The organism is Bradyrhizobium sp. LA6.8, assembly GCF_040547935.1.
GTDB classification, from domain to species: domain Bacteria; phylum Pseudomonadota; class Alphaproteobacteria; order Rhizobiales; family Xanthobacteraceae; genus Bradyrhizobium; species Bradyrhizobium barranii.
On record NZ_JBEPQQ010000008.1, the window covers coordinates 442,538 to 468,372 of the forward strand.

Sequence of the window (25,835 nt, forward strand, 5' to 3'; positions counted from 1 at the left end):
CGAAGCCACGGACCCCAGAGCTCATGAACGCGCCTGCCTCCTCTTCCCGTCAGATCGTCTGGCCAAGCGTCATCACTGTCGTCAGCGCGGCCATCCTGATCGGCGCCGAAGTATTCGGCGCCGCGTTCGCCGGCGGCTGGGCGCTCGCGATCCTATTCGGGCTCGGCGATCAGGGCACGCACATCCTCCAGGCTGTGCTGTTCGCGCTCGGCGTGCTCGTGATGACCGCGTTCATCCGCGCGGCTCAGCGCGTCGAGCCGTTCACGAAGCGCCGCTGACGCTTCCTCGCGCGCGCAAGACGCGCGCACGGCTGAGAAAACTTAACGCGCGTTCATCTTCCGCGCCGCTCGCGCAACACTGCGCAAGCAGATGTTAGGCAATTCTGTCCTCAGCCTAAAAAAATTCTTGCGAAGCTGAGTCAAAACGCTTATGTGCGCTCTTGCCCAATTTCGCACGTGCCTGTGGTCGTGTGTCAGTCGGTAGGTATCCGGACAAGAGGCCGGACAGCCGCCAAGGGGTGAAGAAGCCGAGGGGCTCTTCGGAAGTGCGGAAGTCGCGAGACCGAAAGGTCGGACGAGGAAGCAAACCCGGAGCGTCCAGCATCTCTCTCAAAGAGATGCCTAGTCGAAGGTGACTTCACTTTTTGCAACCGTGACTGGCAGCCGGAGGCGAACCGGCGCACCCCGCTCTCAACGGGGGACGCGACTTAAAGCAACGACGGATCGGGCTTTTTTGGTCTCTACCGGCAGTCCAACGCCGGCGCGGGCTACTGAAAAGGCTTGTCCTTCATTGCCAGGTGTGCGGGCGGGAAATTCCCAACCAATCCACGGCAGCACAGTCTGATGTGAGTCTTTGGCTCGTCACGCCTCCATCGCGTGATCTGGCCGGAGCGCTCTTATCCGACGACATTTTTTGAACGGATCCCCGTCGCTGGGCCGTTTGGGAGAGTGCTATGACCGAACGTATTCAGGAATTCCTGCGCAACCGCCGCAGCGAGGGCCGGGACACCGAGCCTTGCCTCGTCGTCGACCTCGAGGTCGTGCGCGACAATTACCAGACCTTTGCCAAGGCGCTGCCCGACAGCCGCGTGTTCTATGCCGTCAAGGCGAACCCGGCGCCGGAAGTGCTGTCCCTGCTGGCATCCATGGGCTCCTGCTTCGACACCGCGACAGTCGCCGAGATCGAAATGGCGCTGGCCGCGGGTGCGACGCCCGACCGCATCTCCTTCGGCAACACGATCAAGAAGGAGCGCGACATCGCGCGCGCCTTCGCGCTCGGCATCCGGCTGTTCGCGGTCGACTGCGTTCCTGAGGTCGAGAAGGTCGCCCGTGCCGCTCCCGGCGCGAAGGTGTTCTGCCGCATCCTCTATGACTGCGCCGGCGCCGAATGGCCGCTGTCGCGCAAGTTCGGCTGCGACCCGGAAATGGCTGTCGACGTGCTCGACGTTGCCAAGCGCCTGGGCCTGGAGCCGTGCGGCATCTCCTTCCATGTCGGCTCGCAGCAGCGCAAGGTGAAGGCGTGGGACCGTGCGCTGGCGATGGCCTCGCAGGTGTTCCGCGACTGCGCCGAGCGCGGCATCAACCTCTCCATGGTCAACATGGGCGGCGGCTTCCCGACCAAGTACCTGAAGGACGTGCCGCCGGTGGTCACCTACGGCCGCTCGATCTTCCGCGCGCTGCGCAAGCACTTCGGCAACCAGATTCCGGAGACCATCATCGAGCCGGGTCGCGGCATGGTGGGCAATGCCGGCATCATCGAATCCGAAGTCGTGCTCATCTCGAAGAAGAGCGACGAGGACGAGGTGCGCTGGGTGTATTTGGACATCGGCAAGTTCGGCGGTCTCGCCGAGACCATGGACGAGTCGATCCGTTACGCCATCCGCACCCCGCATGACGGTGCGGACATGACGCCGTGCGTGCTCGCAGGCCCGACCTGCGACAGCGCCGACGTGCTGTACGAGAAGAGCCCGTATCCGCTCCCCGTCACGCTCGAGATCGGCGACAAGCTGCTGATCGAAGGCACCGGGGCCTATACGTCGACCTACTCGGCGGTGGCGTTCAACGGCATCCCGCCGCTGAAGACGTACCACATCTGATTTGCCACATCTGATCCGCCTCTCGTTTTGAGGCCTGACGAACCCGGGAGCCGGTCCGCCGGCTCCCTTCCTGACATTGCCATTCTGACGACGTCTTGAGCCGGCGTGCTTCTCGCACGCGGGTTCAAGCGGGGACTGACGCGCCATGACTGCTTTTCGGAAGCCACAAGCCGCCCTCACTTCGAAAGCCGCTCCGTTCGCGATCCGTGCGGAACGTGCTGCCGACGTCGCCGCCCGTGAAGCGCTGCTGGATGCAAGCTTTGGCGAGAACCGCCATGACCGCACCTGCCAGCGCCTGCGCGACGGACGTGCACCTGCCGCAGGCCTTGCCCTGTCGGCTGTGCGCGAGGGGACACTCGTGGGAACCGTGCGGCTGTGGCACGTCAGCGCCGGAGGCAGGCCCGCTCTGGTCCTCGGACCGCTGGCGGTGGACCCTGCCTTCCGCGAGCTCGGGATCGGCGCCGCGCTGATGCATCAAGCGCTGGCCGCCGCCCGGGCACGCGGGCATGCCGCCGTGATCCTGCTCGGCGATGCCCCCTATTACGCCCGCTTCGGCTTCTCGCCCGAGAAGACCGGCGCATTGATGCTGCCCGGCCCGTTCGAGCGCGATCGCCTGCTGGCGATCGAATTCCAGGCCGGTGCGCTGGATGGCGTTGGGGGGATGATCGTGCCGACCGGCGCGGCCCTGCCCAAACGGAGGGTAGTTCGCGCCCTCCAGGCGCACGCGGCGTAAGGGATTGCCATGATGGCGACGACTTAAGCCGCATTCCGCGGCGACGCCCGCGCGTGCCCATTCCTTTGGGGTTGCGCGGGCCTGAGAAACGCCCTTTAACCCGCCAACCCCCCCCTTCAGTCGAGGCCCACGACCATGTCCCGTCGCCTGATCTCCACCGGCTCTCCCCTCGAGAAGACCGTCGGCTACAGCCGCGCCGTCATCGACGGCGAGTTCGCCTTTGTCGCCGGAACCACCGGCTATGACTACACGACGATGACGATGCCGGCCGATGTCACGAGCCAGTCACGCAACTGCTTCAAGACCATCGAGACCGCCCTGAAGGAGGGCGGATTCGAGATGGCCGATATCGTCCGTGCGACCTACTACGTCACCGACGCCAGCTACATCGATGCCCACTTCGCCGTCTGCGGCGAGGTTCTCGGCGACATCAGGCCGGCTGCGACACTGCTTGTCGTCAGCGCGCTCGCCAAGCCCGAGATGAAGGTCGAGATCGAAGTCACCGCCAAGCGCCGCAGCGCCTGATCCACCCCCCACCCTTTGTCTGCCAGCACGTTCCGGAGAAACCATCCCATGAGCCACCCCTCGCAGATCTACGCGAAGATCACTGGTCCCATCGTCATGGTCGGCTTCGGCTCCATCGGCAAAGGCACGCTGCCGATGATCGAGCGGCATCTCGATTACGACAAGTCGCGCGTCACCGTGATCGATCCCAAGGACGAGGGACGCAAGGCGCATTGCGAGAAGCAGAACGTCCGCTTCATCCAGAAGGCCGTGACCAGGGACAATTACCGCGAGTTGCTGACCCCGCTGCTCACCGAAGGCGGCGGCCAGGGCTTTTGCGTCAATCTCTCGGTCGATACCGGCTCCACCGACATCATGGAGCTCTGCAATGAGCTCGGCGCGCTCTATATCGACACCGTCAACGAGCCTTGGCTCGGCTTCTATTTCGATTCCTCGAAGGGCCCGGAAGCGCGCTCCAATTACGCGCTTCGCGAAGTAACGCTGGCCGCCAAGAAGGCGCGCCCCGCCGGCTCGACGACGGCCGTCTCCTGCTGTGGCGCCAATCCCGGCATGGTCTCCTTTTTCGTTAAGCAGGCGCTGCTCAATGTCGCCGCCGATCTGAAGCTCAATGCCCCCAAGCCGAAGACCAAGGCCGAGTGGGCGGACCTTATGCGGCAGGCCGGCATCAAGGGCATCCACATCGCCGAACGCGACACCCAGCGCTCCAAGTCGCCGAAAGAGCCTGACGTCTTCGTCAACACCTGGTCGGTGGAAGGCTTCCTGTCGGAAGGCGTTCAGCCGTCCGAGCTCGGCTGGGGCACCCATGAAAAATGGATGCCCGGGAATGCGCGCACCCACGAAGCCGGCTGCGGCGCGGCCATCTATCTGATGCAGCCCGGCGCCAACACGCGCGTGCGCACCTGGTGCCCGACCCGCGGCGCGCAGTACGGCTTCCTCGTCACCCACAACGAGTCGATCTCGATCTCCGATTACTTCACGGTGCGCGACGCATCGGGCACGGCGGTCTACCGGCCGACCTGCCACTACGCCTACCATCCGGCCGACGATGCCGTGCTGTCGCTGCACGAAATGTTCGGCCGCGCCGCGAAGATGCAGGAAAAGCACCACATCCTCGATGAGAACGAAATCGTCGACGGCATCGACGAGCTCGGCGTGCTGCTGTTCGGCCACGACAACAATGCCTATTGGTACGGCTCGCAGCTCTCCATCGAAGAGACGCGCAAACTCGCGCCGTATCAGAACGCTACCGGCCTGCAGGTGACCTCCGCCGTGCTCGGCGGCATGGTGTGGGCGCTGGAAAACCCGAACGAAGGCATCGTCGAAGCCGACGAGATGGATTTCGATCGTCTGCTGGAAATCCAGCTGCCATATCTCGGCCCGGTGAAGGGTTTCTACACCGACTGGACGCCGCTGACGGATCGTCCGGGATTATTCCCGGAAGATATCGACACGAGCGATCCCTGGCAGTTCCGGAATGTCCTGGTGCGTTGACCTCTCAGCGCTTCCGGTTGATAGCGATGCCCGGCCTTGTGCCGGGCATTTCCTTTTGCCGACCTATTTCGCCAAGTAATCGAACGCCACGCTGCCGAGCCCGAGCGTCAGGTCCGCTTTGAAATGCAGCGCGGAGACCACCTCGCGCACCGGCAGGCGGGCGACGTCGCAGAGTGCGTGGGGAAACAGGCCGAGCGCGGCAGGGCCGGTCCAAGCTTCCTTCAGCACGACGTCATCGAGATGAAACCGCACCAGCTCGCAGATCCGCGGGCTGCCGTCGACATGCGGGATGATCTTCAGGATGAAGTTCGGCGCCGCCAGCGACTTCAGCACTGTGTCGTGGTCGACCTTGCGGTGCTTGTAACCCATCGTGGCCGAGGCGCAGAGGACCGAGCCGTAATGCAGCGAGCCGACCAGGACGTCGCTCTCGATCTCGATCTTGGGCCTTGCGAGCTTCTTCGGAAAGCCCCACAGCTCGCGGCCGCCGGCGATCGGGGCCTCGTCGTCCAGATACATCGCGTGGGTGTAGCCGCCCTCCTCGCCCTTGAAGCGGACCGGGATCACCTGCCCGGTTTCGGTGTAGTCGCCGAATCCGGTCGAGTCGGGCATGCGGATGAATTCGTATTTCACCACCGGCTCGGCCACCTCAAGCGGCTCGGGCACGATGGCGGCGAGGGCTTCGGGATCGGTCCTGTAGGTGATGATGAAATATTCGCGGTCGAAGAAGCGATATGGCCCCGGCGGGAATGACGGGTTGGTGAGCGGCATCGAATAAGCGGTGCGGCGGACGTCTTCGATCTTCATGGGAGGCCCCATCTGTCGTTGGCGCGACAGATTATGGAACGGGCCGTCTGCCGAGGCGAGATCAAATGCGCGTCACAATACGCCGGCTGGCGGGCTACTTCTCCTTGATCGGCGGCGCGATCTTCTCCGCGGGCGCCGCCGGCAGTGCCGGCTTGGTCGCCGCACCCTGCGTCTGCGGGTCGGGGCGCGCGGGCTCGGGGGCCGGCGTGGTCGGCCGGTCGCCGCCGGGCTTGGCTTCCGCGGGCGTCTTGTCCTGATCGTTGGACGGCGTGCCCTGAAGCGGTTGCGTCGCCTGCGCCGTTTGCGTCCGGCTCTCGGCCCGGATCTGCGCCAGCGATAGACCTGACACCACGGCGCCTGCTGCGAACAGCGAGCAGGCGATCATCAGGTCGCGTTTCAGTCTGCGCTTGTCATTTGGGCCGGGCATGTCGATCACCGCCTTTATCCGCGGGATCAACGAACTTGCCCGACTGCGGTTCCGTGCCGGACGAGGCGGGAACCGTGCCTTCGCACGCCAAAACGCCGCGCTCAGTCTGAGGTGTTAACCTCCCAGGTGGCGTGGCGCACGCCCGGCAGGTGCTGGAGATCGGTCGCCACCGCGTTCAGCTCGTTCGGATCGACCGCGGTCGCGACCAGCTTTGCGACAATCTCGATCAGGTCATCCCCAGTCTCAACCACGTCGATATCGGCCACCGGATATTTCGCGGCCTCCAGCTTGTCGACGAGCCGGTCGCGCATGTCGGGCAGGGCGTCGGCCGCGACGGCGAGCTTGAAATAGTAGGTCGCCTCCGAGGTCTTCTCGTTCAGCGGAATGCGGTTGATGGCGTTGACCAGTGGGCGCAGCATGGTGTTGCCGGCGATGACGAACACGGTCAGCGCGGCCGCCTGTGCGACCATGTCGGCGCCGGCGCAGGAGCCGACCGCGGCCGAAGCCCACAGCGTCGCCGCGGTGTTGAGCCCGCGGACGTCCATGCCCTGCTTCATGATGACGCCGGCGCCGAGGAAGCCGATGCCCGAGACGACATAGGAGATCACGCGGACCGCGCCGTCGGCGCCGGTCAGATGCATCGCGAGATCGACGAAAGCGGCGGCGCCGACCGCGACCAGCACGTTGGTGCGCAGGCCGGCGGTGCGCTGGCGGTACTGCCGCTCGGCGCCGATCAGCGTGCCCAGCACGAAGGCCGTGAACAGGCTGACCAGCGTGTCCGCGAAGTCAGCAATCTGGAAGGTCGTCAAAAACCGCATGGTCCCTCGCACGGGTTGGCAAACGATCTATGCGAGAGTGCCGACGAGGTCAATTTGAACGGGCACCGGCTGTGGAAGCCGATGCCCGGTCGTCTTGTTTTCTCCGCTTTAGTGGGCGGCCGCGAGCAACGTCTGCTGGGGCGGCGTATAGCTCAGCACTGTGCCGCCATTGCCGTCCGCCGAGAGCGCGAAGGACGAGGCCGAGTATTGCGCCAGCAGAGCCCATGAGTAGCTCTGGCCGCCGTCGGTCGTGACCGTCAGATTGTTCGCGCCGTCGACATCGAGGCTGCTGATCACGGTGTTGCGGAAGTCGATGGTGTCATCGGCGCCGAAATTGGCGATCGAGCCGGCCAGGCCCGCCGGCGTGTCCAGCACCAGCGTTGCGCCGTCGGAGCCGCCGAAATCGACGTTCTGGAGCAGGCCGCCAGCGTAGACATGCTCGCTGCCGCCATCCAGATGCGCGTTCGAGACGTTGCCGCCCGCCCCCACATCCTGCTCGCCACCGCCGCTGACGGTCGTTGCGGTCGCAGCACCTGCGACGAACTGATAGCCGCCATTGATCGTCGCGCTGCCGTCGGTAGCGCCGGCGTCCACGTACTGGAAGCCGCCGGCTGCGATCGTCGTGCCCGTTGTCGCCCCACCGGAGCCGACATATTGCCGCCCACCGGCATTGATGACGGTGCCGGCAGCGTGGCCATTGCCGAGCACCTGCTGATTGCCGTCGAGCACGGTGTCGGTGACGGTACCTTGATAAACATCCTGGTAGCCACCCGCCGCGACCGTCGTTCCGGCGGCGCTACCGCCCTGATAGACGTGCTGGGAGCCGCCACTCGCGACGAGGACGCCATTCGCCGTGCCGTAATCGTATTGATTGCCGCCGGCGCCCACCGTCGTGCCCGTCGCCGTTCCGCTCAGATATTGCGTTCCGCCGTCGATCGTCGAGTTGACATCGCGGCCGCCGGCGGCAACGGACTGCTGTCCACCAGCCTTGATCGTGGTGTGGGCCGAGGTGCCGTTGGCGTAGACCTGCCCGAAACCATACAACAGGGTATCTGTCGCACGCCCACCGGCGCGGATGTCCTGATAGCCGCCGGCTTCGATCATCGCGCCGGTCGTGCCGGTGCCAAAAACATGCTGCTGGCCGCCGTTCTTGACCACCGACCCGGTCGAGATGCCGTAGTCTTCTTCGATTCCGTTGCGCAAAACGGTCGCCCCGACCGAGGTGCCGCGGACAACAAGGCTCGGGTTGAAGGACGAGGAGGCCGCCGCGACGATCGCGTTCTCAAGTGAGGCGCCGCTCGCTAGCGTGTAGCCAAAGGCGAGAGGGATCGATTGCGACACGCCGGTATTGCCGGCGGCGTCGCGCAGACGGGCCGTCACATAGGAAAGTCCGGTTGCCGGAGACAGATTGTCCAGCCGCCAGGTGCCGTCGGCGGCGCTGGTGACTGCGTGATCCGTTGGACCAAACGACAAGGTGAGCGCGGAGGTCGCGTCAGCCAGGTCGAGCGTGCCCCGGACGGTGATCGAAAAGGGCGTTGCATCGGAATTTTCGATGCTCGTGATCGCGAGGACGGGGGCGGTCGCATCGACCGTAAAGGTGAATGCGGGCCCGGGGTTGCTATGGTTGCCCAGGCTATCCGTGGCGGTCGCGGCGTAGCTGTAGGTCGAGCCGTCCTGGAGGCCGGACACGCCGAGGCTCCAGCTGCCGTCGCTGCCAACCGTGGTGACGCCAACGACGGAATTGTCGCCGGCATTCGTGACCGTGACGGTGTCTCCGGCATTGCCGGAGCCGGACAGGGTCGTCATCCCGCCATGGAAGTGCGCCGCGTTGATGTAATTGTTGCCGTCCGCACCCGGCGTCACGTCCGCATCGACGATCGTCAGGGCCGGAGGCGTGCGGCTGATCGTATATTGCGTGGTGGTCGAATTCGGCGCGGTGAGGAAAACATCCTCGCCGGTCGAGGAGTTGCTCGTTGTCCACTCCACCACCACGTCGGCTTTTCCGTCTCCATTGAGGTCACCGACGGTGATTCCGTTGGCGCCCGAAGCGAGCGGCAACGTCACCGCCGGGCCGAACGTGCCGTCACCGCGACTGTAGAAGGTCGAAAGCGTATTGTTGCTGCTAGCGACCACGGCGAGGTCCGTTTTACCGTCGCCATTGAAGTCCGCGGCCGCCAAGTTCCAGATGGGCGCCGGTGTCAGGAAGGTCTGTGGCGACGCGAAGGTGCCGTCGCCGTTGCCGAGCAGGATCGCAATCGAGTTGTTGGTTCCGAGTGCAAGATCAAGCTTGCCGTCGCCGTTGAAGTCGCCGCTGATCGTTCTGGATGAGGTGCCGGCCGTGATCGGGGATTGGAACGTGCCATCCCCGTTGCCAAGCCGCACGGCAACCGGCGAACTTGACGAGTCCTGCACAAGCAGATCGATCTTTCCATCGCCGTTGAAATCTCCGCTCGCGAAGGCGTTGGAGGCATTCGTGGCAATGGGCGATCCGAAAGAACCATCGCCGTTACCGAGCAGCAGCGACGTGCCGATGTTGTTCGACATGATCACGTCGGCCCTGCCGTCGCCGTTGAAGTCGGCAAACGCTTTGATATTGCCGCCAGTGCTGCCACCCGTCGCATACTTCGTCGCCGCCGCGAACGTGCCGTCGCCATTGCCCAGCCTGACGTCCAGGGTCCCGGTGAAGATGTTGCCCATCAGGACGTCCAGCTTGCCGTCGCCGTTGACGTCGCCGAGTCGAATCGACGATTCCAGCTCCGAGGCGCCGGTCAGCGAGGTTTGCGTGAACTGGCCCGTGCCGTCATTGGTCCTGACATCAAGAAAGTATGCGGAAGCGCTGACGGTTCGGATGTACACCATATCCTGCTTGCCATCGCCGTTGACGTCGCCGACCGCCGCCGTGTTGATGATGCTGAAGCGCGGACCGCTCATCTGCGTTTCGGACTGGAACGGCCCGACATAATAGCCGCTGGAATCGTGCACATTGGTGCCGGTCAGTTGCAGCCCCAGCGAACCGCTGCCCGAGCCGGTGTTGACCGTGACCGTGTAGCTCGCGCCGTTGCTGCCAGCCACCGGCGTGATGTCCGTGATGCCGGCACCATTGATGCTCCCCGTCGTGGCGAGGGTGAACTGATCGACCGTGACGCCGGACACCGGCTTCGAAAAGGTGACGGTGTAGTGCACGACGGACGCGTCGGTCGACGACGGATCGGTGCCTGTGATGCTGACGAGCGTCGGAAGAACGGGGATGAGTGGCATGGGGATTCCCTGGCGTGGCGCTTGATGCGAGGATTCGAATTGCACGCCGGCTCCGGACAGGCCGACGCCAAGCGCAACTGATCGCGCGGCAGCAATTCGAAATTGCATGCCGCGCTCTCTACATCTGCGACCCTACAGGGACTGCTTGTCGGTTATGTTACATATTAACGATAAACAACATAACGCAGGGAGCCTGTGCCTCGCAGAAACCGGTCCCTCGCAAGATCGACAGACGATCCATGCGAGAGTTGCGCCGCGGTCAATTTGAACGGGCATCGGCGCTATGGAAGCCAATGCCCGTCCGTCTTGGTTTTGCCTGCCTTAGTGAGCGGCCGCGAGCAAGGTCTGCTGTGGCGGCACATAGCTCAGCATCGTTCCGCCGTTGCCGTCGGCCGCGAGCACGAAGGACGAAGCTGCGTACTGCGCCAGCAGCGCCCAGGAGTAGCTCTGGCCGCCGTCGGTCGTGACCGTCAGATTGTTCGCGCTGTCGACATCGACACTACTGACCACCGTGTTGCGGAAGTCGATGGTGTCGTCAGCGCCGAAATTGGCGATCGCGCCAGACAGGCCCGTCGGCGCGTCGAGCACCAGCGTTGCGCCGTTCGAGCCGCCGAAATCGACGTTCTGGAGCAGGCCCCCGGCGTAGACATGCTCGCTACCGCCGTCGAGATGCGAATTCGCAGCGATGCCGGTTGCGCCGACTTCCTGCTCGCCGCCGCCGCTGACGGTGGCGCCGGTCGCCGTGCCCGCCACGAACTGGTAGCCGCCGCTGATCGTGGCACTGCCGTCGGTGGCGCCGGAGTCCACATACTGGAAGCCGCCGGTCTCGATGGTCGTGGCGGTGGTTGCGCCGCCCGAACCGACATATTGCCGCCCGCCGGCATTGATGGTGGTGCCGGTGGCATGGCCGTCCGTGAGCACCTGCTGCTCACCGTCGAGCACGGTGTTGGTGACTGTCCCCTGGGAAACGTCCTGATAGCCGCCCGCCGCAACGGTCGTGCCATCCGCACTGCCGCCCTGATAGACATGCTGGATGCCGCCGCTCTCGACAAGAACCGCGATAGACGTCCCGTAGTCGTACTGAACGCCGCCTGCGCCAACGGTCGCGCTCGTCGTTGACCCGACGATGTACTGCCGGCCACCAGCGATGGTCGCACCGCTGTCGGTGGCGCCGGCGTCGACATACTGGAAGCCGCCGATCGCGATGGTCGTATTGGTGGTCGCGCCACCGGAGCCAACATATTGCCGGCCACCGGCATTGATGACGGTGCTGGCAGCCTGGCCACCGGCAAGCACCTGCTGATTGCCGGCGAGCACGGTGTTGGTGGCCGTCCCCTGGTAGACGTCCTGATAGCCGCCCGCAGCAACGGTGGTGCCGCTGGCACTGCCGCCCTGATAGACGTGTTGGGAGCCGCCGCTCTGGACCATTGCGCCGGTCGCTGTGCCGTAATCGTATTGATTGCCACCCGAGCCGATCATAGCATTCGCGCTGCTGCCCGTCACATATTGCGTACCGAAGACAGTCGCATCGTGGTCGGCGCCGGCCGTGCTTTGGGTGCCAAGAGCCTCGATGACGGTGCCGTAGGTGCTGCCGTTAACGTAGATGTTCTGGAGTCCGCCCGACTTGATCGTGGTGTGGATCGCCGTGTTGCCGACCGTTTGCGTGCCATAAAGCACCGTGTCCTTGGCGGTCCCCTGGAAGCTCACGAGCTGAGTGGCGCCAGCCTGCACCAGGGTCCCGGTCGCCGTGCCGTATTCGAGCCCTTGGCTCCCACCATTGTATATCGTTGCCCCGGTCGAGGTCCCGCGGACGATTTCGCCCGCGCCAGAGAGAACGATCGCGCCGGTCTCCGCGGCGTTGGAATCCACGGTGAAGAAACTGTCGACAACCACCGCGTTGGCGAGCTGCGTGCTGGAGACAAGCGTATAGTTGCCCCTGATGAGCGTATAAGTCGGCGAGGCGCCGACATTGCCTGCGGCATCCGAGAATCTAGCCACGATCGTCGTCAATCCGTATGGCACGACCTGGCTATTGAACTGCCACGATCCGGTCGCGCTGGAGACGATCACGTCGGTCCCTCCGATCGAGACGGTCACCTGCGCCGGCACGTCGGTCGTCCCCTGCAGGGTGACCTTCGGGTTTGACACCGACGAGTCGGCCGACAAATTGATGCCCGTGATCCCGAGCGATGCGGTCGCATCGACCGTGAAGGTGAACGCCGGGCCGACGCTGCTGTTGCCGTGGGAGTCGGTCGCAGCCGCGACATAGCTGTAAGTGGTGCCGTCCTGCAGGCCGGACACGCCGAGGCTCCACGTGCCGTTCTGGCCGACCGTGGCCGTGCCGACGACTGCGTGAGTCATGGCGTCGGTGACCGAGATGGTGTCGCCGGCATTGCCGGTGCCGGCCAACGTCGTCGCCCCACCATGGAAATGCGCCGCGTTGATGTAATTGTTGCCGTCGGCGCCGAGGGTGACGTCCCCGTCGGTGATGGTCAGAGCCGGCGACGTCCGTACGATCGTGTACGCCGGTCCCGTCTCGCTGGATGAACCGGTCAGCAGGATATCGGTGCCCGAACTTTGAGTGAAAGGATTGGTGCCGAATTGATATCCGACCAGAACGTCGGCCTTGCCGTCGCCGTTCAGGTCACCGGCGCCGATCTGCCCGGCGGTCTTGTCGAGCGGCGAGATCCTCACTTGCCCGAACGTGCCGTCGCCGTGACCGAAGAAGGTCGAGAGCGTGTTGTTGGTTCCGACGACCACGAGATCAGCCACGCCATCGCCGTTGATGTCGGCGACCGCGCCGGATCCGATCGTACCCGCCGCCTGAAGAGTCGTCCCGGACGAGGTGAAAGTGCCGTCGCCGTTGCCGAGCAGGATCGAGATTGTGGCGCTGCTGACGGCCGCCATGTCGAGCTTGCCGTCACCGTTGAAATCGCCGGTGAGGACAGATGTCGCCGTCCCGACCGGGGACGACGGAGCCTGGAACGTGCCGTCACCATTGCCGAAGCTCAGCGCTATTGCCAGATTGGTCGAATTCCTCGTCACGAGGTCGAGCTTGCCGTCTCTATTGAAGTCGCCATAGGCGATGGAGCCGACGCCGAGATTCGTGGTGATGGCAGTCCCAAACGTACCGTTGCCATTTCCTGGCAGGACCGTGCTGCCGACGACGATGTCGAGCACGCCATCGCCGGTCACGTCGATCACTTTAGGTGTTTGATAGACGCCGCTGCCGGCGGAATAGCTCGTGTTGGCCCCGAACGTGCCGTTACCGTTGCCGAGACGAACAGTCACGGTACCGTCGAGGGTGACCTGTGCGATGTCCAGCTTGCCGTCGCCATTCAGATCGGCAAGCGCCAGCAAGGGCAATAGGCCTGGGCTCGAGGTGTTCGAGGCTGAGGAGAAGTGACCGGTGCCGTCGTTCAGCGCCACGCTGACGTAGCTCGGGTTGACGAAAAAGTTTGTCCCCATCACGACGTCCAGCTTCCCGTCTCCGTTGACGTCGCCGATCGCGAAGGACGTCGGGCTGTTTACGGTCAGCTTCGATTCGGATTGGTACGGTCCGACATAGTAACCATTGGTATCGTGGACGTTGCTTCCCGTGAACTGGAGCGCCACCGAGCCGGAGCCGAATCCGGTATTCACCGTGACCGTATAGCTCGAAAGATTGCTGCCGGCGACCGGTGTCACGTCGGTGATGCCCGCGCCGCCGATGCTGCCACTCGTTGCAAGGCTGAACTGATCAATCGTGACGCCAAGAACAAGCTTCGAGAACGTGACGGTGTAGTGCACCGTTCCGGCGTCGGTCTGGGTCGGATCGGTCGCTGTGATGCTGGTGATGGTCGGAAGATCGGGGATGACGGGCATCTGAATTCCCTGCGGTGGCGCGTGTTGATGCGAGGATTCGAAATGCACACTGGCCCCGGACAAACCGGCGCCAGGCACATTCGATCGCGCGGCAGCAATTCGAAATTGCACGCCGTGCTCTCTACATCTGCGACCCTACAGAGGCTGCTTGTCGGTTATGTTACACGATAACAAAAATAACATAACAGGGAGAGGCTGTGGATAGTCGGCCTCATAGCTCCAGTAGACCGCCGTCCCCATTTTCGTCGGCGAAGGCCAGCAGCGTGCCCTTGGCGTTCCAGGCAATCGCGGCGACCGGAGGCGTGCCATTGCGGCGAACGAGGATCTCGGCGCCGTCCTCGAGCCGTACCATCAGCACGGTGCCGTCGCTGTAACCGGCGGCGAGGATGTCGTTCTTCGGATGGCAGGCGACCACCGACACGCGCGCCTGCAGCGGCGCGAGCATCGCGGGCTCCTTGCCCATCGGGCCGTCCTTGCTGCCGAACGGCCAGATGATGACTGTGTCGGCACCCGAAGTCGCCAACCCTTTGCCGCCCGCGCTCCATGACATCGAGCGGACGCGACCGGGATAGCCGGTCATGCGCATGTGCCTGTTGTCGGCAAGCCGCCAGCCGTGCAGCGCCGCCTCGTGCATCGTGGTGACCAGGAATTTGTTGTCGGGGCTGAAGGTGACGCCGAGATGCGAGCCGGCCCAGGGCAGGAATTCGGCTGAGCCTTCCATGTTTGGAAACCACAGCGTCGCGCCGTTGTAATGGGCGATCGCGAGCCGCAGGCCCTTCGGCGCGAACGCGAGACCGCCGACGGTCGAGGGCACCTCGAGCGACTTCTCCTCGGTCTTGCCGCTCTTGACGGTGGCCGTCTTGCCGGCCGACCAGGCATAGGCCCCGTCGGGATGCAGCGCCACCGCGTCGATCCAGCGCCGCTTGGGGTCGGTGGCGAGCAGCGTCACCTCGCCCTTGGCGTCGAGCGACACGACCTTGCCGTCGTCGCCGCCCATGATGAGGCGCTTGCCATCGGAGGCGGTCGACAGAATGCCGCCGCTATGCGCGGCGACCGTCGTGATCTCGCCCTTGGCGTCGACGAACGCGACATTCTCCTCGCCGCCGACGAAGGCGGCGCGGGGCCCAAGGAAATACACCGAGGTCACGCCCATCCCGAGCGTAACAGGCTTGACGCGATCGGTGACGGAGACGATCGAGGCGGAATCGGGGGCCGGCGTAAACTCTTTCATCACGAGACGATGCAGCTCTCAAAGCCCTCGCGAATGGCCTTTTCCGGCAATTCGCGACCGATGAAGACGAGGCGGCTCTCGCGCGGCTCGCCGTCCTTCCACTTCCGCTGGTGGTTTCCCTCCAGCATCATGTGGACGCCCTGGAAGACATAGCGGTCATCATCGTCGTGGAAGGCGAGGATGCCCTTGGAGCGCAGGATCTTGCCGCCCTCCACCTGCACCAGGTTCTGGAGCCAGGGCATGAACATGTTCGGATCAAGCGGCTTGTCGGTCTTGAGCGAGAGCGACTGCATGTCCTCGTCGTGATAGTGCTTCAGGCCGTGGCCGTGATCATGGTGGTGATGGTCGTGGCCGTGATGATCATGGTCGTGGTCATGATCATCGGCATTTAAAAAGTCCGGCTCGATGTCGAGGATGCGGTCGAGGTCGAAGGCGCCGCGGTCGAGCACGTCCGCCAGGGCGACCGAGCAGCGCTCGGTGCGATGCAACTTGGCATAGGGGTTGATGGCGCGGATGCGGGCCTCGACCTCGGCAAGCTCCGGCTTGGTGACGAGATCGGTCTTGTTCAGCACGATGACGTCGGCGAACGCGATCTGGTTCTTGGCCTCGGGCGCGTCCTTGAGCCGGTCCGACAGCCATTTGGCGTCGGCGACCGTGACGACCGCGTCGAGCCGCGCGTTCTTCTGCACGTCTTCGTCGACGAAGAAGGTCTGGGCCACGGGCGCGGGATCGGCAAGGCCGGTAGTCTCGACGATGATGGCGTCGAACTTGCCCTTGCGCTTCATCAGGCCGTCCATGATGCGCACGAGGTCGCCGCGCACGGTGCAGCAGATGCAGCCGTTGTTCATCTCGAACACTTCCTCATCGGCGCCGATGATGAGGTCATTGTCGATGCCGATCTCGCCGAATTCATTGACGATGACGGCGTATTTCTTGCCGTGGTTTTCCGACAGGATGCGGTTCAGCAGCGTGGTCTTGCCGGCGCCGAGATAGCCGGTCAGCACGGTCACGGGAATTTTTTGGGACGCTTCAGACATGACAACTCCGGGTCGGGCTTTTCCGCGCGACGCGAGGCGGGGTGGCCCCCTGCCCTAGTGGTCAAGCGCGCTGGTCAGGGCCTTTATATTGTGCCTGACCATATCAATGTAAGTGGGTGCAAGCCCCTTTTCGCCGGTCAAACCGTCCGAAATCAGGGTCCCGCCGACCTTGGCCCCGGTCTCGGCCGCGATCCGCCGGATCAGGCGGTCATCGCTGATGTTTTCCAGGAACACGGCCGGGATCTTTTGGGCCTTGATCTGGCCGATGATGGCGGCGATGTCCCGCGCGCTGGGCTCGGTCTCCGTGGAGACCCCCAAGGGGGCCACGAACTGGACACCGTATTCGGCGGCGAAATAGCCGAAGGCGTCGTGGGTGGAGATCACCTTGCGCCGCTCCGGCGGGATTTTCGCCACGGCCTCCCGCACCTCGCGGTCGAGCGCTTCGAGCTTGTCCAGATAGGCCTTTGCCCGGGCGCGGAAGAACTCGGCGTCGTCAGGGTCGGCCGCGGCCAGCGCATTGGCGATGTCGCTCACGTAGATCCTGGCGTTGGGGACGGACTGCCAGGCATGCGGATCCGCGGCCGAGCCGAGCTTCAGCGGTACGATGCCGGCACTCACGGTGACCACCTGCGCCTTGCTTCCGGCGGACTGCACCAGACGGGGCAGCCAGCCTTCGAGGCCGAGCCCGTTGACGATGACGAGCTTTGCATCCGCAATCCGCTTCGCATCGCTTGGCGCGGGCGTGTAGACGTGGACGTCGCTGTCGGGGCCGACCAGCGTCGTGACGTCGACCCGATCGCCGCCAACGTTCCGGACGAAATCGCCGAGGATCGAGAAGCTCGCGACGACATTGAGCCGCTCAGCCGCGTGCAGCGGCGTGGCGATCAGCAGGAGCATACAAAGCAGGAGGCGCCGCATCGTCACGCTTCCAGATGCCGGCCGGGAAACATCTGCCGGACGATACCACCGACGCGGCCGAACAGGACCGAGACGATGTAAAGCACCGTCGCCACCAGAATGATCGCAGGACCCGACGGCACGCGGGTCTGAAACGATAGCACGAGGCCCGCATAGCCTGAGACGGCGGCAGCGACGACGGCGATGCAGATCATGACAGTGAGATCGCGCGACCAGAACCGGGCAATGCCGGCCGGCAGGATCATCAGGCCCACCGCCAGCAAGGTGCCGAGCGCCTGAAAGCCGTTGACGAGGTTGATCACGACGAGCGCGAGGAAGGCGAGATGCGCGGGGCCGCCGGCACGGCTGACGGTGCGCAGGAACAGGGGATCGACGCTCTCGATCACCAGCGGGCGATAGATCACCGCGAGCACCAGCAGCGTCACCGTGGCGTTGAAGGCCACCACCAGCAGGGTCTGGTCGTCCATCGCGAGGATGTTGCCGAACAGCACGTGCAAGAGGTCGATATTGGTGCCCTTGATCGAGACGATGGTCACACCCAGCGCCAGCGACGCCAGATAGAAGGTCGCAAGCGAAGCGTCCTCCTTGAGCCCGGTCGAGCGCGCGACCACGCCGGCGAGGATTGCGACGGCAAAGCCTGCAACCAGGCCGCCGGCCGTCATCGCGAACAGATTGAGGCCGGAGAGCAGGAAGCCGACCGCCGCGCCAGGGAGGATCGCATGCGCCATGGCATCGCCGACGAGGCTCATCCGCCGCAGCATCAGGAACACGCCGATCGGTGCCCCCGCCAGCGACAGCGCGCTCACGGCGGCAAGCGCGCGCCGCATGAACTCGAATTCGGTGAACGGGCCGATCAGCGCGTCATAGATCATCTGCGATCACGCCGCCCGCGAGTGTCCGTCCTCGGCGCAAGCCGTGGCACTATCGTCAAAAGCCTCGCACATCCGCATCGCGACCAGCAGGTTTTCCGGCGTCAGCACCTCCGCCGTCGGCCCCCAGGCCACGGGACCGCGCGCCAGCACCAGCGTTTCGGTGAAATGGTTGCGCACCATTTCCATGTCGTGCAACGCGGCGAGCACGGTGCGGCCTTCGCCGTGCCAGTGCTTTACCAGCGCGAGCAGATCGGCCGTGGTCTTGCTGTCGATGGCGTTGAAGGGCTCGTCGAGCACGATCAGGCGCGCGTCCTGGAGCAGCACGCGCGCGAACAAGATGCGCTGCATCTGCCCGCCCGAGAGCGTGCCGATGGGGCGGTTCTCGAAGCCGTTGAGGCCGACGGAGGCGATCGCGCGCAGGATCTTCTCCCGCGCAGCCTTGCCGATGCCCCCGAACAGGCCCGCGTCGCGCCACAGCCCGGTGCCGACGAAGTCGAACACCGAGATCGGGAAGCTGCGGTCGATCTCCGCGCTCTGCGGCAGATAGGCGATATCGCGGCTATCGAGCCCGCCGAGATGGATGCTGCCGTCGAGCGGCCGGAGGATGCCGACGATGCCGCGCAACAGCGTCGACTTGCCGGCGCCGTTGGGGCCGATCACGGCGACCAGCGCGCCTCGCGCGACCTCGCCATTGAGATGATGCACGGCCGGATGCCGGTCGTAGCCGAGCGTGACATTATGGAAGTGCACGGCCGCCATGGTCACCTCATCGCCAGGAAGACCACGCCCCAGAGCACGGCGCAGACGGCAAGCGCGGCCGCGAGGCGGCCGGCCATGGTCATGCGCAGGATCGACCAGGGCGCGTCCTGGGCCGGATGCGGCGAGGCCGCATCATGGACATGGGCGTGGGTATGGTCGTGCCCATGCGAATGCCCGTCGCCATGAGAATGGTCATGGGACTGGCCATGAACGTGGTCGTGGTGATGAGCGTGGGACGCGGCGGGAACCATGCCGACGACGTTATATTATAACATTACCCCTGTCCACGGCCGGCTCAGGGCTTGCCGATCACCATCGCGATGGCGGCGGCGACGAACGGGAACGGCACCGAGACGGCGCAGCGGAACCAGACGAACCGGGCCGGCATGAACGGGATTTCCCATAAAATCACCCGCTGGAAGGCAAATAAGGCCCAGGCGACGACGTAGGCAACCACCTGCGGCACCCCACCGCCCGACTTCAGCGCCACCGTGCCGATGGAGAAGCCGATCACGGGTCCGCCGGGGGTGGCGGCGCCGGCGACCACGGCGGTCGCAACCCCGAGCCAGCCGCTGTCCGGCCCGAGCCAGCCCGTGATCACCTCCTGCGGGATGATGGCGGCGATGTAGCCGGAGCCGATCACCCCGAGCGCGATGCGCGGCACGATGTTGATGAAGTCCATGGAGCCTTCGCGGAGCGAGGCCTTGAACACCGGCGGGCCACGGCGGAAGGCGATCAGGCCGACGCCGAACACCGAGCCCCACAACAGGATGTCGATCAGAAGCGCGGCGCTCAAGTCTCGTCGTCCTTCGCGGCCGGCTGCGGATAGATCCGGACATAGACGAAGCGGCCGAGCGCGCCGGCGAGCACCGGCAGCGGCAACGAGATCAGGATCCGCCACAGCGTGAAGTCGGTGCCCATGATCGGGATTTCCCAGGCCACCGCGCGGCCGTACCCGATCAGGGTCCAGCTCACGACCATAGCGATGGTGGCGCCGAAATCGGCGCCGACGGCGAGCAGCGCGCTCGCCACGGGATAGGCGGTGAAGGGTCCGCCCGGCAGGATCGCACCGAAGGCGGTGCCGATCAAAAGGCCCATCAGGCCGGATTTCGGCCCGAGCGAGCGCGAGACTTTTTCGTGCGGCAGGATTTCGGAGATGAAGGCCCCGAGCAGGCAGCCCGCCAGCACGCGCGGCAGGATGCCGCCGAACAGCGAGAGGTCATGCGTGAGAATCTCCAGGACACCGTCGGTGCCATCACGCCGCCAGACCAGGCCTGCGCTCACCGCCACCAGCGCCGCGATGATGATGGTCGACCAGCCGATCGGCTTGCGCACGCGCCCCGGCCGCGGCTCGGACTCCGCGTCCTCGGCAGGCGCCGGATTGTTCGGGGAAGGCTCTGACAACGGGCTCGGTGGGCTCGAGGGTGATGCCCATCCTGATTAAGGGCGCCGCCCATGCGATGCAAACAGTACGATGACGGGAAGCGATGCGCACCTCGCGCAGGGCCATGCGAAGCAGCAGCTGAATTCCGCACAGCAAAAAGGCGGCCGCGCATGCGACCGCCTTTTCGAGTTCGTCATCCCGGAGCGGCGACGCCGCACCCGGAAAGTGTGATGGCTCAGGCCTTGTCGAACAGGGACTCGACGTATTCCCAGTTCACGAGGTTCTCGACGAAAGCCTTCAGATAGTCCGGACGGCGGTTGCGATAGTCGATGTAGTAGGAGTGCTCCCAGACGTCCACGCCGAGGATCGGAGTGGCGCCGTGCACCAGCGGATTCTCGCCGTTCGGGGTCTTGGCGATCTCGAGCTTGCCGTTCTTGACCTGGAGCCAGGCCCAGCCGGAGCCGAACTGGCCGACACCGGCCGCCTGGAAGTCCGTCTTGAACTTCTCGAAGCCGCCGAGGTCCTCGTTGATCTTCTTCTCGAGCTTGCCCGGCAGCTTGGTGCCGCCGCCATTGGGCTTCATCCAGCTCCAGAAGTGGATGTGGTTGTAGTGCTGGCCGGCATTGTTGAACACGGCCGGGTTCTTGCCGAACGAGCCCTTGACGATCTCCTCAAGGGACTTGCCTTCCCATTCGGTGCCCTTAAGCGCGTTGTTGCCGTTGGTGACGTAGGCCTGATGATGCTTGTCGTGGTGGAATTCCAGCGTCTCCTTCGACATGAACTGGCCGAGGGCGTCATAGGCGTAAGGGAGTGGGGGCAGCGTAAAGGTCATGGGTTGTTGTCCGCGACTGATGGGGAACTGGCTTAACGGGGACTCTTATAGAAGGTTCCACCGCCGTTAAATACCGCCAATTTGCGAAATTGCGTGATGCGGCCGATTGGCCGGATTGCATAAAATCGACGCATCGTGGGGCGCGCTTCGACAGGCCGTAAAATATCATTGCCTTTGAGGCGCTTATGGCAGAACGAACGCACCACGGCGCGGAGATGCGGAAGAGAGAGCGATGAGCATCGAAATCGACATTCTGAACGGCGACGCCTCGTGGCCGATCGCAAAGCCGCTGCTCAGCGCGGTCTGGGGCCAAGACGCCGCGGAGAAGCCGTCGTGGAGCCACGTTAAATGGGCCAATGCCGACCTTCGCGTGCTGATCGAGACGCCCGAGGACGGCCTCGTCTGCCACGTCGGCATCTACTTCCGTACCGTCACCTGGAACGGGCAGAAGGTCCATGTCGGCGGCATCGGCGGCGTCTGCACGCGCGAGGACCGGCGCGGTCGCGGCTACGCGACCATGGCGATCGACGCAGCCATCCACACCATGCGCGCCAACGAGGCGGTCCGTTTCGGGCTGCTGTTCTCCGAACCGAACAATTTTGCGTTCTACGAAGCCCGCAGCTGGCTGCCCTTCAAGGGCGAGGTCTATTGCGAGCAGCCGGAGGGTCGGATCCGCTTCGACTACATGGCACCCTACGTCTTCAACATCGTCCGTGCGCCGACGCTGGGCACCATCGACCTATGCGGCCTGCCCTGGTGAGCCCTGCGTGAGGGGAGGACTGGCGCGAGGATGCTGCGCCCTATAAGATGTCGGTCATCATCCAATATTCCGCCCGGTGAACATGACGATCGACGCCTCCGCAGACGCCGCGCCGCCACGTGCACCGGTCGCTTCCATTGCGAGCCTGCTGACGGCGCCGATCCTGCCGACACTGCTGCGGCTCGCGATCCCCAACATGATCGCGATGGTCGGCAGCACGCTGGTTGCGATTGCCGAGACCTCCTATATCGGCCGGCTCGGCACCATTCCGCTGGCGGCGATCGCGCTGGTGTTTCCGTTCGCGATGCTGACGCAGATGATGAGCGCGGGCGCGATGGGCGGCGGCGTTTCGTCCGCGATCAGCCGCGCGCTCGGCGCAGGCGATCGCGACCGCGCCGCGACGCTGGCGCTGCACGCCGCCATCATCGGCCTCTGCGGCGGACTGTTCTTCACGGTGATGATGCTCGCCTTCGGCCGCAGCTTCTTCACGCTGCTCGGCGGACGCGAGCGCGTGCTCGAGGAAGCCAGCGGCTATTCGCAAATGCTGTTCTCCGGCGCGGTCGCGATCTGGCTCGTCAACACGCTGGCCTCGGTGATCCGCGGCACCGGCGACATGCGCCTGCCTTCGATGATTCTGATCGGGGCGAGCGCGCTCCAGATCGCGCTCGGCGGCACGCTGGGGCTCGGCCTGTTCGGCGTGAAGCAATTCGGCATGCCCGGTGTCGCCGCCGGCCAGCTGATCGCCTTCACCTGCGCGGCGATCTTCTTCGTCTGGTATCTCCTGTCCGGCCGCAGCCGGCTGCCGCTGAAGGTCCGCGCCTTTCATTTCGAACGCGCGATGTTCCTGGACATCCTCAAGGTCGGCGCGGTCGCCTGCCTGTCGCCGCTCCAGACCGTGCTCACGATTCTGATCTTCACAAAAATCCTCGCGACCTTCGGCACCGAGATGCTGGCCGGCTACGGCATCGGCTCGCGGCTGGAATTCCTGCTGATCCCGATCACCTTCGCCTTCGGCATCGCCTCGGTGCCGATGGTCGGCATGGCGATGGGCGCCGGACATGTGAAACGCGCGCGGCGTGTCGCCTGGACCGCAGCCGCGGCCTCGGGATTGACCGTCGGCCTGATCGGCCTCGTCATCGCGCTTGATCCGGCGTTGTGGGTATCGCTCTTCACCGGGGATCCCGGCGTCACCGCGGCGGCGCACAGCTATTTCCACTGGGCAGGGCCGGCCTTCGCGTTCTTCGGCATGGGCGTGTCGCTGTACTTCTCCTCGCAAGGCGCGGCACGCGTCGGCGGTCCGGTGCTGGCTTCCACGGCGAGGCTCCTGATCGTCGCGATCGGCGGGGTCGGCCTGATGACGGCGCAGGCGCCGACCTGGACCTTGTTCGCACTGGTCGGCGGCGCCATGGTCGTGTTCGGACTTTCGACCGCAGCCTCGATCGCCTTCGCCCGCTGGGGCAAATGAGCGCAGGCAAATAAGCGGGCAGATAAACGCAGGAATGTGATTCCATCCAGCGTTGCACTATCCTGCCGGACTGCTATTGAGGCGCCTCCATTTTCGGGGGCCTTTCCATGTTCGGCAGATTCGCCATCCTTTCCGTCATCCTGACTGCACTGTTTGGCGCGACTGCCGCCCACGCGCAGAGCGCCGATGGGACCTGGCTGACCCAGGCCGGCGATGCGCGCGTCAAGATCAGCAAATGCGGCGGCGGCATCTGCGGCCATATCGTCTGGCTGCGCGAGCCCTATGACACCGCGACCGGCCAGCCTGCGACCGACAGCAAGAATCCCAATCCCGCGCTCGCCAAACGCGCGATGATCGGGCTGCCGCTGTTCAGCGGCATGGAGCCCTCAGGGCCGAACAAATGGTCGGGCCAGATCTACAATGCCGATGACGGCAGCACCTATGCGAGCAACGTCTCCGTGACTGGTGCGGATTCGCTGCGGGTCGAAGGTTGCGTCGGCGCGCTCTGCGGCGGCGAGACCTGGACGCGCGCGGGACGCTAGCTCGCGCCCGCCATCATCGCCTTCAACGCCGTCGCCGCCGACGCGTAGCCGCCGCGCGCGCCGTCGATGAAGTGGACGTGGTCGCTGCGCAGCGCCGACGGCGTGAAACAGGTCATCATCGCGGCGTCCTGCGGGTAGAGGCCGTAGCGCACGATGCCGTCGCGCGCCGCAGCCACGAGACGGTCGCTCAACGCGCGCTCGAGCTGCGGGGTGCAGTCGAGGATCATGCGCAGGCCGTCGTCATATTTGCGGAAGTCAGAATTCTCGACCACCTGGCGCTTGTAGACGTTTGGCACGAAACCGCCGACGTTGAGGTCGAAACGCATGATCAGATAGACGAACAGCGTGTAGGCCAGCACGCGGGCGCGGCGCGCGACCAGCGGACCGCCGCGTTTGGTGCGAGCTTCGAATTCCAGCCCCTGCGGCGGCCATTTCAGCGGCGGCCCCTGCGGCGGCACCGGGCGGCCGCCATCAGGGCTGCGCTCGACGAGATGAATGATGTCCTCGATCACCTTGCGGAAGGCTTGCGGATCGCCGCCGCGGGCCGGCATCACCAGCACCGACAGGATCAGGCCGCGCGCGGACGGCATCACCTCGAAGCGGCAGGACAGGCCGGAAAGATCGGGCTGCGTGCCGGCGGGCGCCTCGGCGACCGCGAACTCGCCGCGCTTCATGGCGGCGTCGGCCCAGGCGAGACCGCCGCCGGAAAACATCGCATAGGACAGATTGGCCGACGGACCGAAGCGTGCGACGCGCACGTCGAGCCCTTGGGCGCGGATCGCACTCACCGGCACCAGCGCGACGCGCATCTCCAGATCGAGGTCTTCCCGCACCCAGGTTGCGGTCGCGGCCAGCGCCTCGCGGGCGCGTTCGACATCGGAAGGTGCGACCGCAAAGCTCGCGCCGTCGCCGCCGAACACGAAGGGGAATTCGCGTCCCTCGAGCGCGTTGGTCACCGCCGCGATCACGGCGGCACCGGCCATGTTGACCGCCTTGTAGCGCTGCGCCGCAATCGCCTTGGTGGAATCGACGATGTCGGCAACGCCGATGCTCCAGTCGTCAGGCAATGGCGAATAGAGCGCGGGGTCCATCAGGCTGGTGAAGCCGCGAAAGACGGGAATGCTGCCGTAGAAGGATTCGCCTGATGTCATCGGGTGATGCCGGATGGTTGGGAAGCGCGTCCGAGGAAGATACGAGGCAGGATCGATCCGGGTTCGCCGGCCGGCGCCCCTCTTTCGATTCCCGATCATTGGCCGAAATGCACCCGGACAACAAGATCGCGCCGCCGCGAATGGCGCGATCCGTCATTGATCAGCGTCAAAGAGCCGGCCGGAAGAGCGGCTATGGTAGGGGCATCTCCAGAGATTGATGGGATGATCGAGGTGCCCGACTTCGGCAACAAGGACTCGACGGCTCCGGTGCGCCGGCGCACGGGGCTCGATCCGCTCAGCGCGGTGAAGATGCCGGAAGCACTGACCGCGGCCGTCGACGCCTGGGCTGAAGCTCATCACTTGTCGCGTTCGGCTGCGATCTGCAAGCTGGTCGAACTGGGCCTGAAGGTCGCGCCCCCGGCATTCTCGTCGGCCCAGCCGGTCGCATCCGACGCCACCAGGATCGAGGCGCTGGCCGTGCACGAGATCGAGCGGCTGCTCGACCCCGCATTGCCAACGGACGAACGCGAACGCCGCATACGCCGCCTGACCGAAGGGCCGCCGGAATTTTCACGCGAGCGGATTGACCTGCCGAAGTGAACGCCTAGTGCAGCTTTTCGTCCTCGCGCTTGCGCAGGGCGTCGAGAGAGAGGTCGTGGCAGCCGACCAGGCGCACGAATTGCTGCGGATACATTTCATGACCGTGTCCGCCGGAATTCTGATGCGTCATCGGGGGGCAATGGACATCGTCCGGCTTCGCGCGAGGCTCCTCGATCCGGGCTTGATTTGAAGCGGTCATGTTTGAAGTGGCCATCGACTGCTCCCTCTCGATTAGGGCAGATCGATTGACGTAAGCCAATCGATTGGGG

Annotated in this window: 25 protein-coding genes; 9 read left to right on the plus strand and 16 right to left on the minus strand. The window is 64.9% G+C overall.

Annotated features, from left to right (window positions below; translation table 11 throughout):
* Positions 1–23: 23 nt before the first annotated feature.
* The 5 genes from ABIA90_RS33825 to ABIA90_RS33845 all read left to right on the plus strand — a co-directional run bounded on the left by ABIA90_RS33825 (position 24) and on the right by ABIA90_RS33845 (position 4,844).
* Positions 24–278 (plus strand): hypothetical protein, encoded by a 255-nt coding sequence (locus tag ABIA90_RS33825; RefSeq protein ID WP_041954176.1) that lies wholly within the window; start codon positions 24–26, stop codon positions 276–278.
* Positions 279–952: 674 nt separating this feature from the next.
* Positions 953–2,095, plus strand: a complete 1,143-nt coding sequence (locus ABIA90_RS33830; RefSeq protein ID WP_063985715.1) for a type III PLP-dependent enzyme — start codon at positions 953–955, stop codon at positions 2,093–2,095.
* 145 nt (positions 2,096–2,240) lie between these two features.
* On the plus strand, positions 2,241–2,828 hold the full coding sequence (locus ABIA90_RS33835; protein WP_354120756.1) for a GNAT family N-acetyltransferase: 588 nt from the start codon (positions 2,241–2,243) through the stop codon (positions 2,826–2,828).
* 135 nt (positions 2,829–2,963) lie between these two features.
* Positions 2,964–3,353 (plus strand): RidA family protein, encoded by a 390-nt coding sequence (locus ABIA90_RS33840; RefSeq protein WP_354120755.1) that lies wholly within the window; start codon positions 2,964–2,966, stop codon positions 3,351–3,353.
* 48 nt (positions 3,354–3,401) lie between these two features.
* A complete protein-coding gene (locus ABIA90_RS33845) occupies positions 3,402–4,844 on the plus strand; it encodes a homospermidine synthase (RefSeq protein ID WP_354120754.1) in 1,443 nt (480 codons plus the stop codon).
* Between the two features lie 63 nt (positions 4,845–4,907).
* On the opposite strand, the gene ABIA90_RS33850 is transcribed toward ABIA90_RS33845, so the two are convergent.
* The 14 genes from ABIA90_RS33850 to ABIA90_RS33915 all read right to left on the minus strand — a co-directional run bounded on the left by ABIA90_RS33850 (position 4,908) and on the right by ABIA90_RS33915 (position 21,048).
* Positions 4,908–5,648, minus strand: coding sequence for an acetoacetate decarboxylase (locus ABIA90_RS33850; protein WP_354120753.1), 741 nt, complete (start codon positions 5,646–5,648; stop codon positions 4,908–4,910).
* A 94-nt stretch (positions 5,649–5,742) separates the two neighbouring features.
* Positions 5,743–6,075, minus strand: coding sequence for a hypothetical protein (locus ABIA90_RS33855; protein WP_354120752.1), 333 nt, complete (start codon positions 6,073–6,075; stop codon positions 5,743–5,745).
* A gap of 101 nt (positions 6,076–6,176) precedes the next feature.
* The gene (locus ABIA90_RS33860) at positions 6,177–6,893 is read right to left on the minus strand and encodes an MgtC/SapB family protein (RefSeq protein WP_063985720.1); all 717 of its coding nucleotides are present in this window, start codon (positions 6,891–6,893) and stop codon (positions 6,177–6,179) included.
* Positions 6,894–7,001: 108 nt separating this feature from the next.
* Positions 7,002–10,151: a beta strand repeat-containing protein gene (locus ABIA90_RS33865; RefSeq protein ID WP_354120751.1), complete on the minus strand. Its 3,150-nt coding sequence runs from the start codon at positions 10,149–10,151 to the stop codon at positions 7,002–7,004.
* 321 nt (positions 10,152–10,472) lie between these two features.
* A complete protein-coding gene (locus tag ABIA90_RS33870) occupies positions 10,473–14,015 on the minus strand; it encodes an FG-GAP-like repeat-containing protein (RefSeq protein WP_354120750.1) in 3,543 nt (1,180 codons plus the stop codon).
* A 211-nt stretch (positions 14,016–14,226) separates the two neighbouring features.
* Complete coding sequence (locus ABIA90_RS33875; protein WP_354120943.1) at positions 14,227–15,246, minus strand: WD40 repeat domain-containing protein; 1,020 nt, start codon at positions 15,244–15,246, stop codon at positions 14,227–14,229.
* Positions 15,246–16,283 carry a CobW family GTP-binding protein gene (locus tag ABIA90_RS33880; protein WP_247315797.1) on the minus strand — a complete coding sequence of 346 codons (1,038 nt, stop codon included), beginning with the start codon at positions 16,281–16,283 and terminating at the stop codon, positions 15,246–15,248. Before ABIA90_RS33880 ends, ABIA90_RS33875 begins: the two co-directional genes overlap by 1 nt.
* Positions 16,284–16,337: 54 nt before the next feature.
* The gene (locus ABIA90_RS33885) at positions 16,338–17,201 is read right to left on the minus strand and encodes a metal ABC transporter solute-binding protein, Zn/Mn family (RefSeq protein ID WP_354120749.1); all 864 of its coding nucleotides are present in this window, start codon (positions 17,199–17,201) and stop codon (positions 16,338–16,340) included.
* Positions 17,202–17,203: 2 nt separating this feature from the next.
* Positions 17,204–18,073 (minus strand): metal ABC transporter permease, encoded by an 870-nt coding sequence (locus ABIA90_RS33890; RefSeq protein WP_354120748.1) that lies wholly within the window; start codon positions 18,071–18,073, stop codon positions 17,204–17,206.
* A gap of 6 nt (positions 18,074–18,079) precedes the next feature.
* The gene (locus ABIA90_RS33895) at positions 18,080–18,832 is read right to left on the minus strand and encodes a metal ABC transporter ATP-binding protein (RefSeq protein WP_354120747.1); all 753 of its coding nucleotides are present in this window, start codon (positions 18,830–18,832) and stop codon (positions 18,080–18,082) included.
* A gap of 2 nt (positions 18,833–18,834) precedes the next feature.
* Positions 18,835–19,083, minus strand: coding sequence for a hypothetical protein (locus tag ABIA90_RS33900; protein ID WP_063985728.1), 249 nt, complete (start codon positions 19,081–19,083; stop codon positions 18,835–18,837).
* 44 nt (positions 19,084–19,127) lie between these two features.
* On the minus strand, positions 19,128–19,628 hold the full coding sequence (locus tag ABIA90_RS33905) for a hypothetical protein (protein WP_008138982.1): 501 nt from the start codon (positions 19,626–19,628) through the stop codon (positions 19,128–19,130).
* Positions 19,625–20,236: a permease gene (locus ABIA90_RS33910; protein ID WP_354120746.1), complete on the minus strand. Its 612-nt coding sequence runs from the start codon at positions 20,234–20,236 to the stop codon at positions 19,625–19,627. Before ABIA90_RS33910 ends, ABIA90_RS33905 begins: the two co-directional genes overlap by 4 nt.
* A 215-nt stretch (positions 20,237–20,451) precedes the next feature.
* Entirely contained in the window at positions 20,452–21,048 is a 597-nt protein-coding gene (locus ABIA90_RS33915; RefSeq protein WP_063985730.1) for a superoxide dismutase, read from the minus strand.
* Positions 21,049–21,280: 232 nt separating this feature from the next.
* Here ABIA90_RS33915 and ABIA90_RS33920 point away from each other — a divergent pair, with 232 nt between their 5' ends.
* The 3 genes from ABIA90_RS33920 (at position 21,281) to ABIA90_RS33930 (ending at position 23,815) form a co-directional block, all read left to right on the plus strand.
* The gene (locus ABIA90_RS33920) at positions 21,281–21,808 is read left to right on the plus strand and encodes a GNAT family N-acetyltransferase (RefSeq protein WP_354120745.1); all 528 of its coding nucleotides are present in this window, start codon (positions 21,281–21,283) and stop codon (positions 21,806–21,808) included.
* 82 nt (positions 21,809–21,890) lie between these two features.
* Positions 21,891–23,273 (plus strand): MATE family efflux transporter, encoded by a 1,383-nt coding sequence (locus ABIA90_RS33925; RefSeq protein ID WP_354120744.1) that lies wholly within the window; start codon positions 21,891–21,893, stop codon positions 23,271–23,273.
* A gap of 107 nt (positions 23,274–23,380) precedes the next feature.
* Positions 23,381–23,815: a DUF2147 domain-containing protein gene (locus ABIA90_RS33930; RefSeq protein WP_028148128.1), complete on the plus strand. Its 435-nt coding sequence runs from the start codon at positions 23,381–23,383 to the stop codon at positions 23,813–23,815.
* Here the strand turns inward: ABIA90_RS33930 and ABIA90_RS33935 are convergent.
* On the minus strand, positions 23,812–24,966 hold the full coding sequence (locus ABIA90_RS33935) for a DUF3095 domain-containing protein (protein WP_354120743.1): 1,155 nt from the start codon (positions 24,964–24,966) through the stop codon (positions 23,812–23,814). The genes ABIA90_RS33930 and ABIA90_RS33935 overlap by 4 nt on opposite strands.
* Before the next feature lie 222 nt (positions 24,967–25,188).
* On the opposite strand from ABIA90_RS33935, the gene ABIA90_RS33940 reads away from it, so the two are divergent.
* Entirely contained in the window at positions 25,189–25,566 is a 378-nt protein-coding gene (locus tag ABIA90_RS33940; protein ID WP_166349001.1) for a hypothetical protein, read from the plus strand.
* Between the two features lie 4 nt (positions 25,567–25,570).
* On the opposite strand, the gene ABIA90_RS33945 is transcribed toward ABIA90_RS33940, so the two are convergent.
* Positions 25,571–25,780 (minus strand): hypothetical protein, encoded by a 210-nt coding sequence (locus tag ABIA90_RS33945; protein ID WP_155794867.1) that lies wholly within the window; start codon positions 25,778–25,780, stop codon positions 25,571–25,573.
* Between the last annotated feature and the right edge of the window lie 55 nt (positions 25,781–25,835).

Excerpts from the sequence above, each read along its gene's own strand:
- ABIA90_RS33825 (WP_041954176.1), top strand. The coding sequence starts at position 24 with ATGAACGCGCCTGCCTCCTCTTCCCGTCAGATCGTCTGGCCAAGCGTC.
- ABIA90_RS33830 (WP_063985715.1), top strand. The coding sequence starts at position 953 with ATGACCGAACGTATTCAGGAATTCCTGCGCAACCGCCGCAGCGAGGGC.
- ABIA90_RS33835 (WP_354120756.1), top strand. The coding sequence starts at position 2,241 with ATGACTGCTTTTCGGAAGCCACAAGCCGCCCTCACTTCGAAAGCCGCT.
- ABIA90_RS33840 (WP_354120755.1), top strand. The coding sequence starts at position 2,964 with ATGTCCCGTCGCCTGATCTCCACCGGCTCTCCCCTCGAGAAGACCGTC.
- ABIA90_RS33845 (WP_354120754.1), top strand. The coding sequence starts at position 3,402 with ATGAGCCACCCCTCGCAGATCTACGCGAAGATCACTGGTCCCATCGTC.
- ABIA90_RS33850 (WP_354120753.1), bottom strand. The coding sequence starts at position 5,648 with ATGAAGATCGAAGACGTCCGCCGCACCGCTTATTCGATGCCGCTCACC.
- ABIA90_RS33855 (WP_354120752.1), bottom strand. The coding sequence starts at position 6,075 with ATGCCCGGCCCAAATGACAAGCGCAGACTGAAACGCGACCTGATGATC.
- ABIA90_RS33860 (WP_063985720.1), bottom strand. The coding sequence starts at position 6,893 with ATGCGGTTTTTGACGACCTTCCAGATTGCTGACTTCGCGGACACGCTG.
- ABIA90_RS33865 (WP_354120751.1), bottom strand. The coding sequence starts at position 10,151 with ATGCCACTCATCCCCGTTCTTCCGACGCTCGTCAGCATCACAGGCACC.
- ABIA90_RS33870 (WP_354120750.1), bottom strand. The coding sequence starts at position 14,015 with ATGCCCGTCATCCCCGATCTTCCGACCATCACCAGCATCACAGCGACC.
- ABIA90_RS33875 (WP_354120943.1), bottom strand. The coding sequence starts at position 15,246 with ATGAAAGAGTTTACGCCGGCCCCCGATTCCGCCTCGATCGTCTCCGTC.
- ABIA90_RS33880 (WP_247315797.1), bottom strand. The coding sequence starts at position 16,283 with ATGTCTGAAGCGTCCCAAAAAATTCCCGTGACCGTGCTGACCGGCTAT.
- ABIA90_RS33885 (WP_354120749.1), bottom strand. The coding sequence starts at position 17,201 with ATGCGGCGCCTCCTGCTTTGTATGCTCCTGCTGATCGCCACGCCGCTG.
- ABIA90_RS33890 (WP_354120748.1), bottom strand. The coding sequence starts at position 18,073 with ATGATCTATGACGCGCTGATCGGCCCGTTCACCGAATTCGAGTTCATG.
- ABIA90_RS33895 (WP_354120747.1), bottom strand. The coding sequence starts at position 18,832 with ATGGCGGCCGTGCACTTCCATAATGTCACGCTCGGCTACGACCGGCAT.
- ABIA90_RS33900 (WP_063985728.1), bottom strand. The coding sequence starts at position 19,083 with ATGGTTCCCGCCGCGTCCCACGCTCATCACCACGACCACGTTCATGGC.
- ABIA90_RS33915 (WP_063985730.1), bottom strand. The coding sequence starts at position 21,048 with ATGACCTTTACGCTGCCCCCACTCCCTTACGCCTATGACGCCCTCGGC.
- ABIA90_RS33920 (WP_354120745.1), top strand. The coding sequence starts at position 21,281 with ATGAGCATCGAAATCGACATTCTGAACGGCGACGCCTCGTGGCCGATC.
- ABIA90_RS33925 (WP_354120744.1), top strand. The coding sequence starts at position 21,891 with ATGACGATCGACGCCTCCGCAGACGCCGCGCCGCCACGTGCACCGGTC.
- ABIA90_RS33930 (WP_028148128.1), top strand. The coding sequence starts at position 23,381 with ATGTTCGGCAGATTCGCCATCCTTTCCGTCATCCTGACTGCACTGTTT.
- ABIA90_RS33935 (WP_354120743.1), bottom strand. The coding sequence starts at position 24,966 with ATGACATCAGGCGAATCCTTCTACGGCAGCATTCCCGTCTTTCGCGGC.
- ABIA90_RS33940 (WP_166349001.1), top strand. The coding sequence starts at position 25,189 with ATGATCGAGGTGCCCGACTTCGGCAACAAGGACTCGACGGCTCCGGTG.
- ABIA90_RS33945 (WP_155794867.1), bottom strand. The coding sequence starts at position 25,780 with ATGGCCACTTCAAACATGACCGCTTCAAATCAAGCCCGGATCGAGGAG.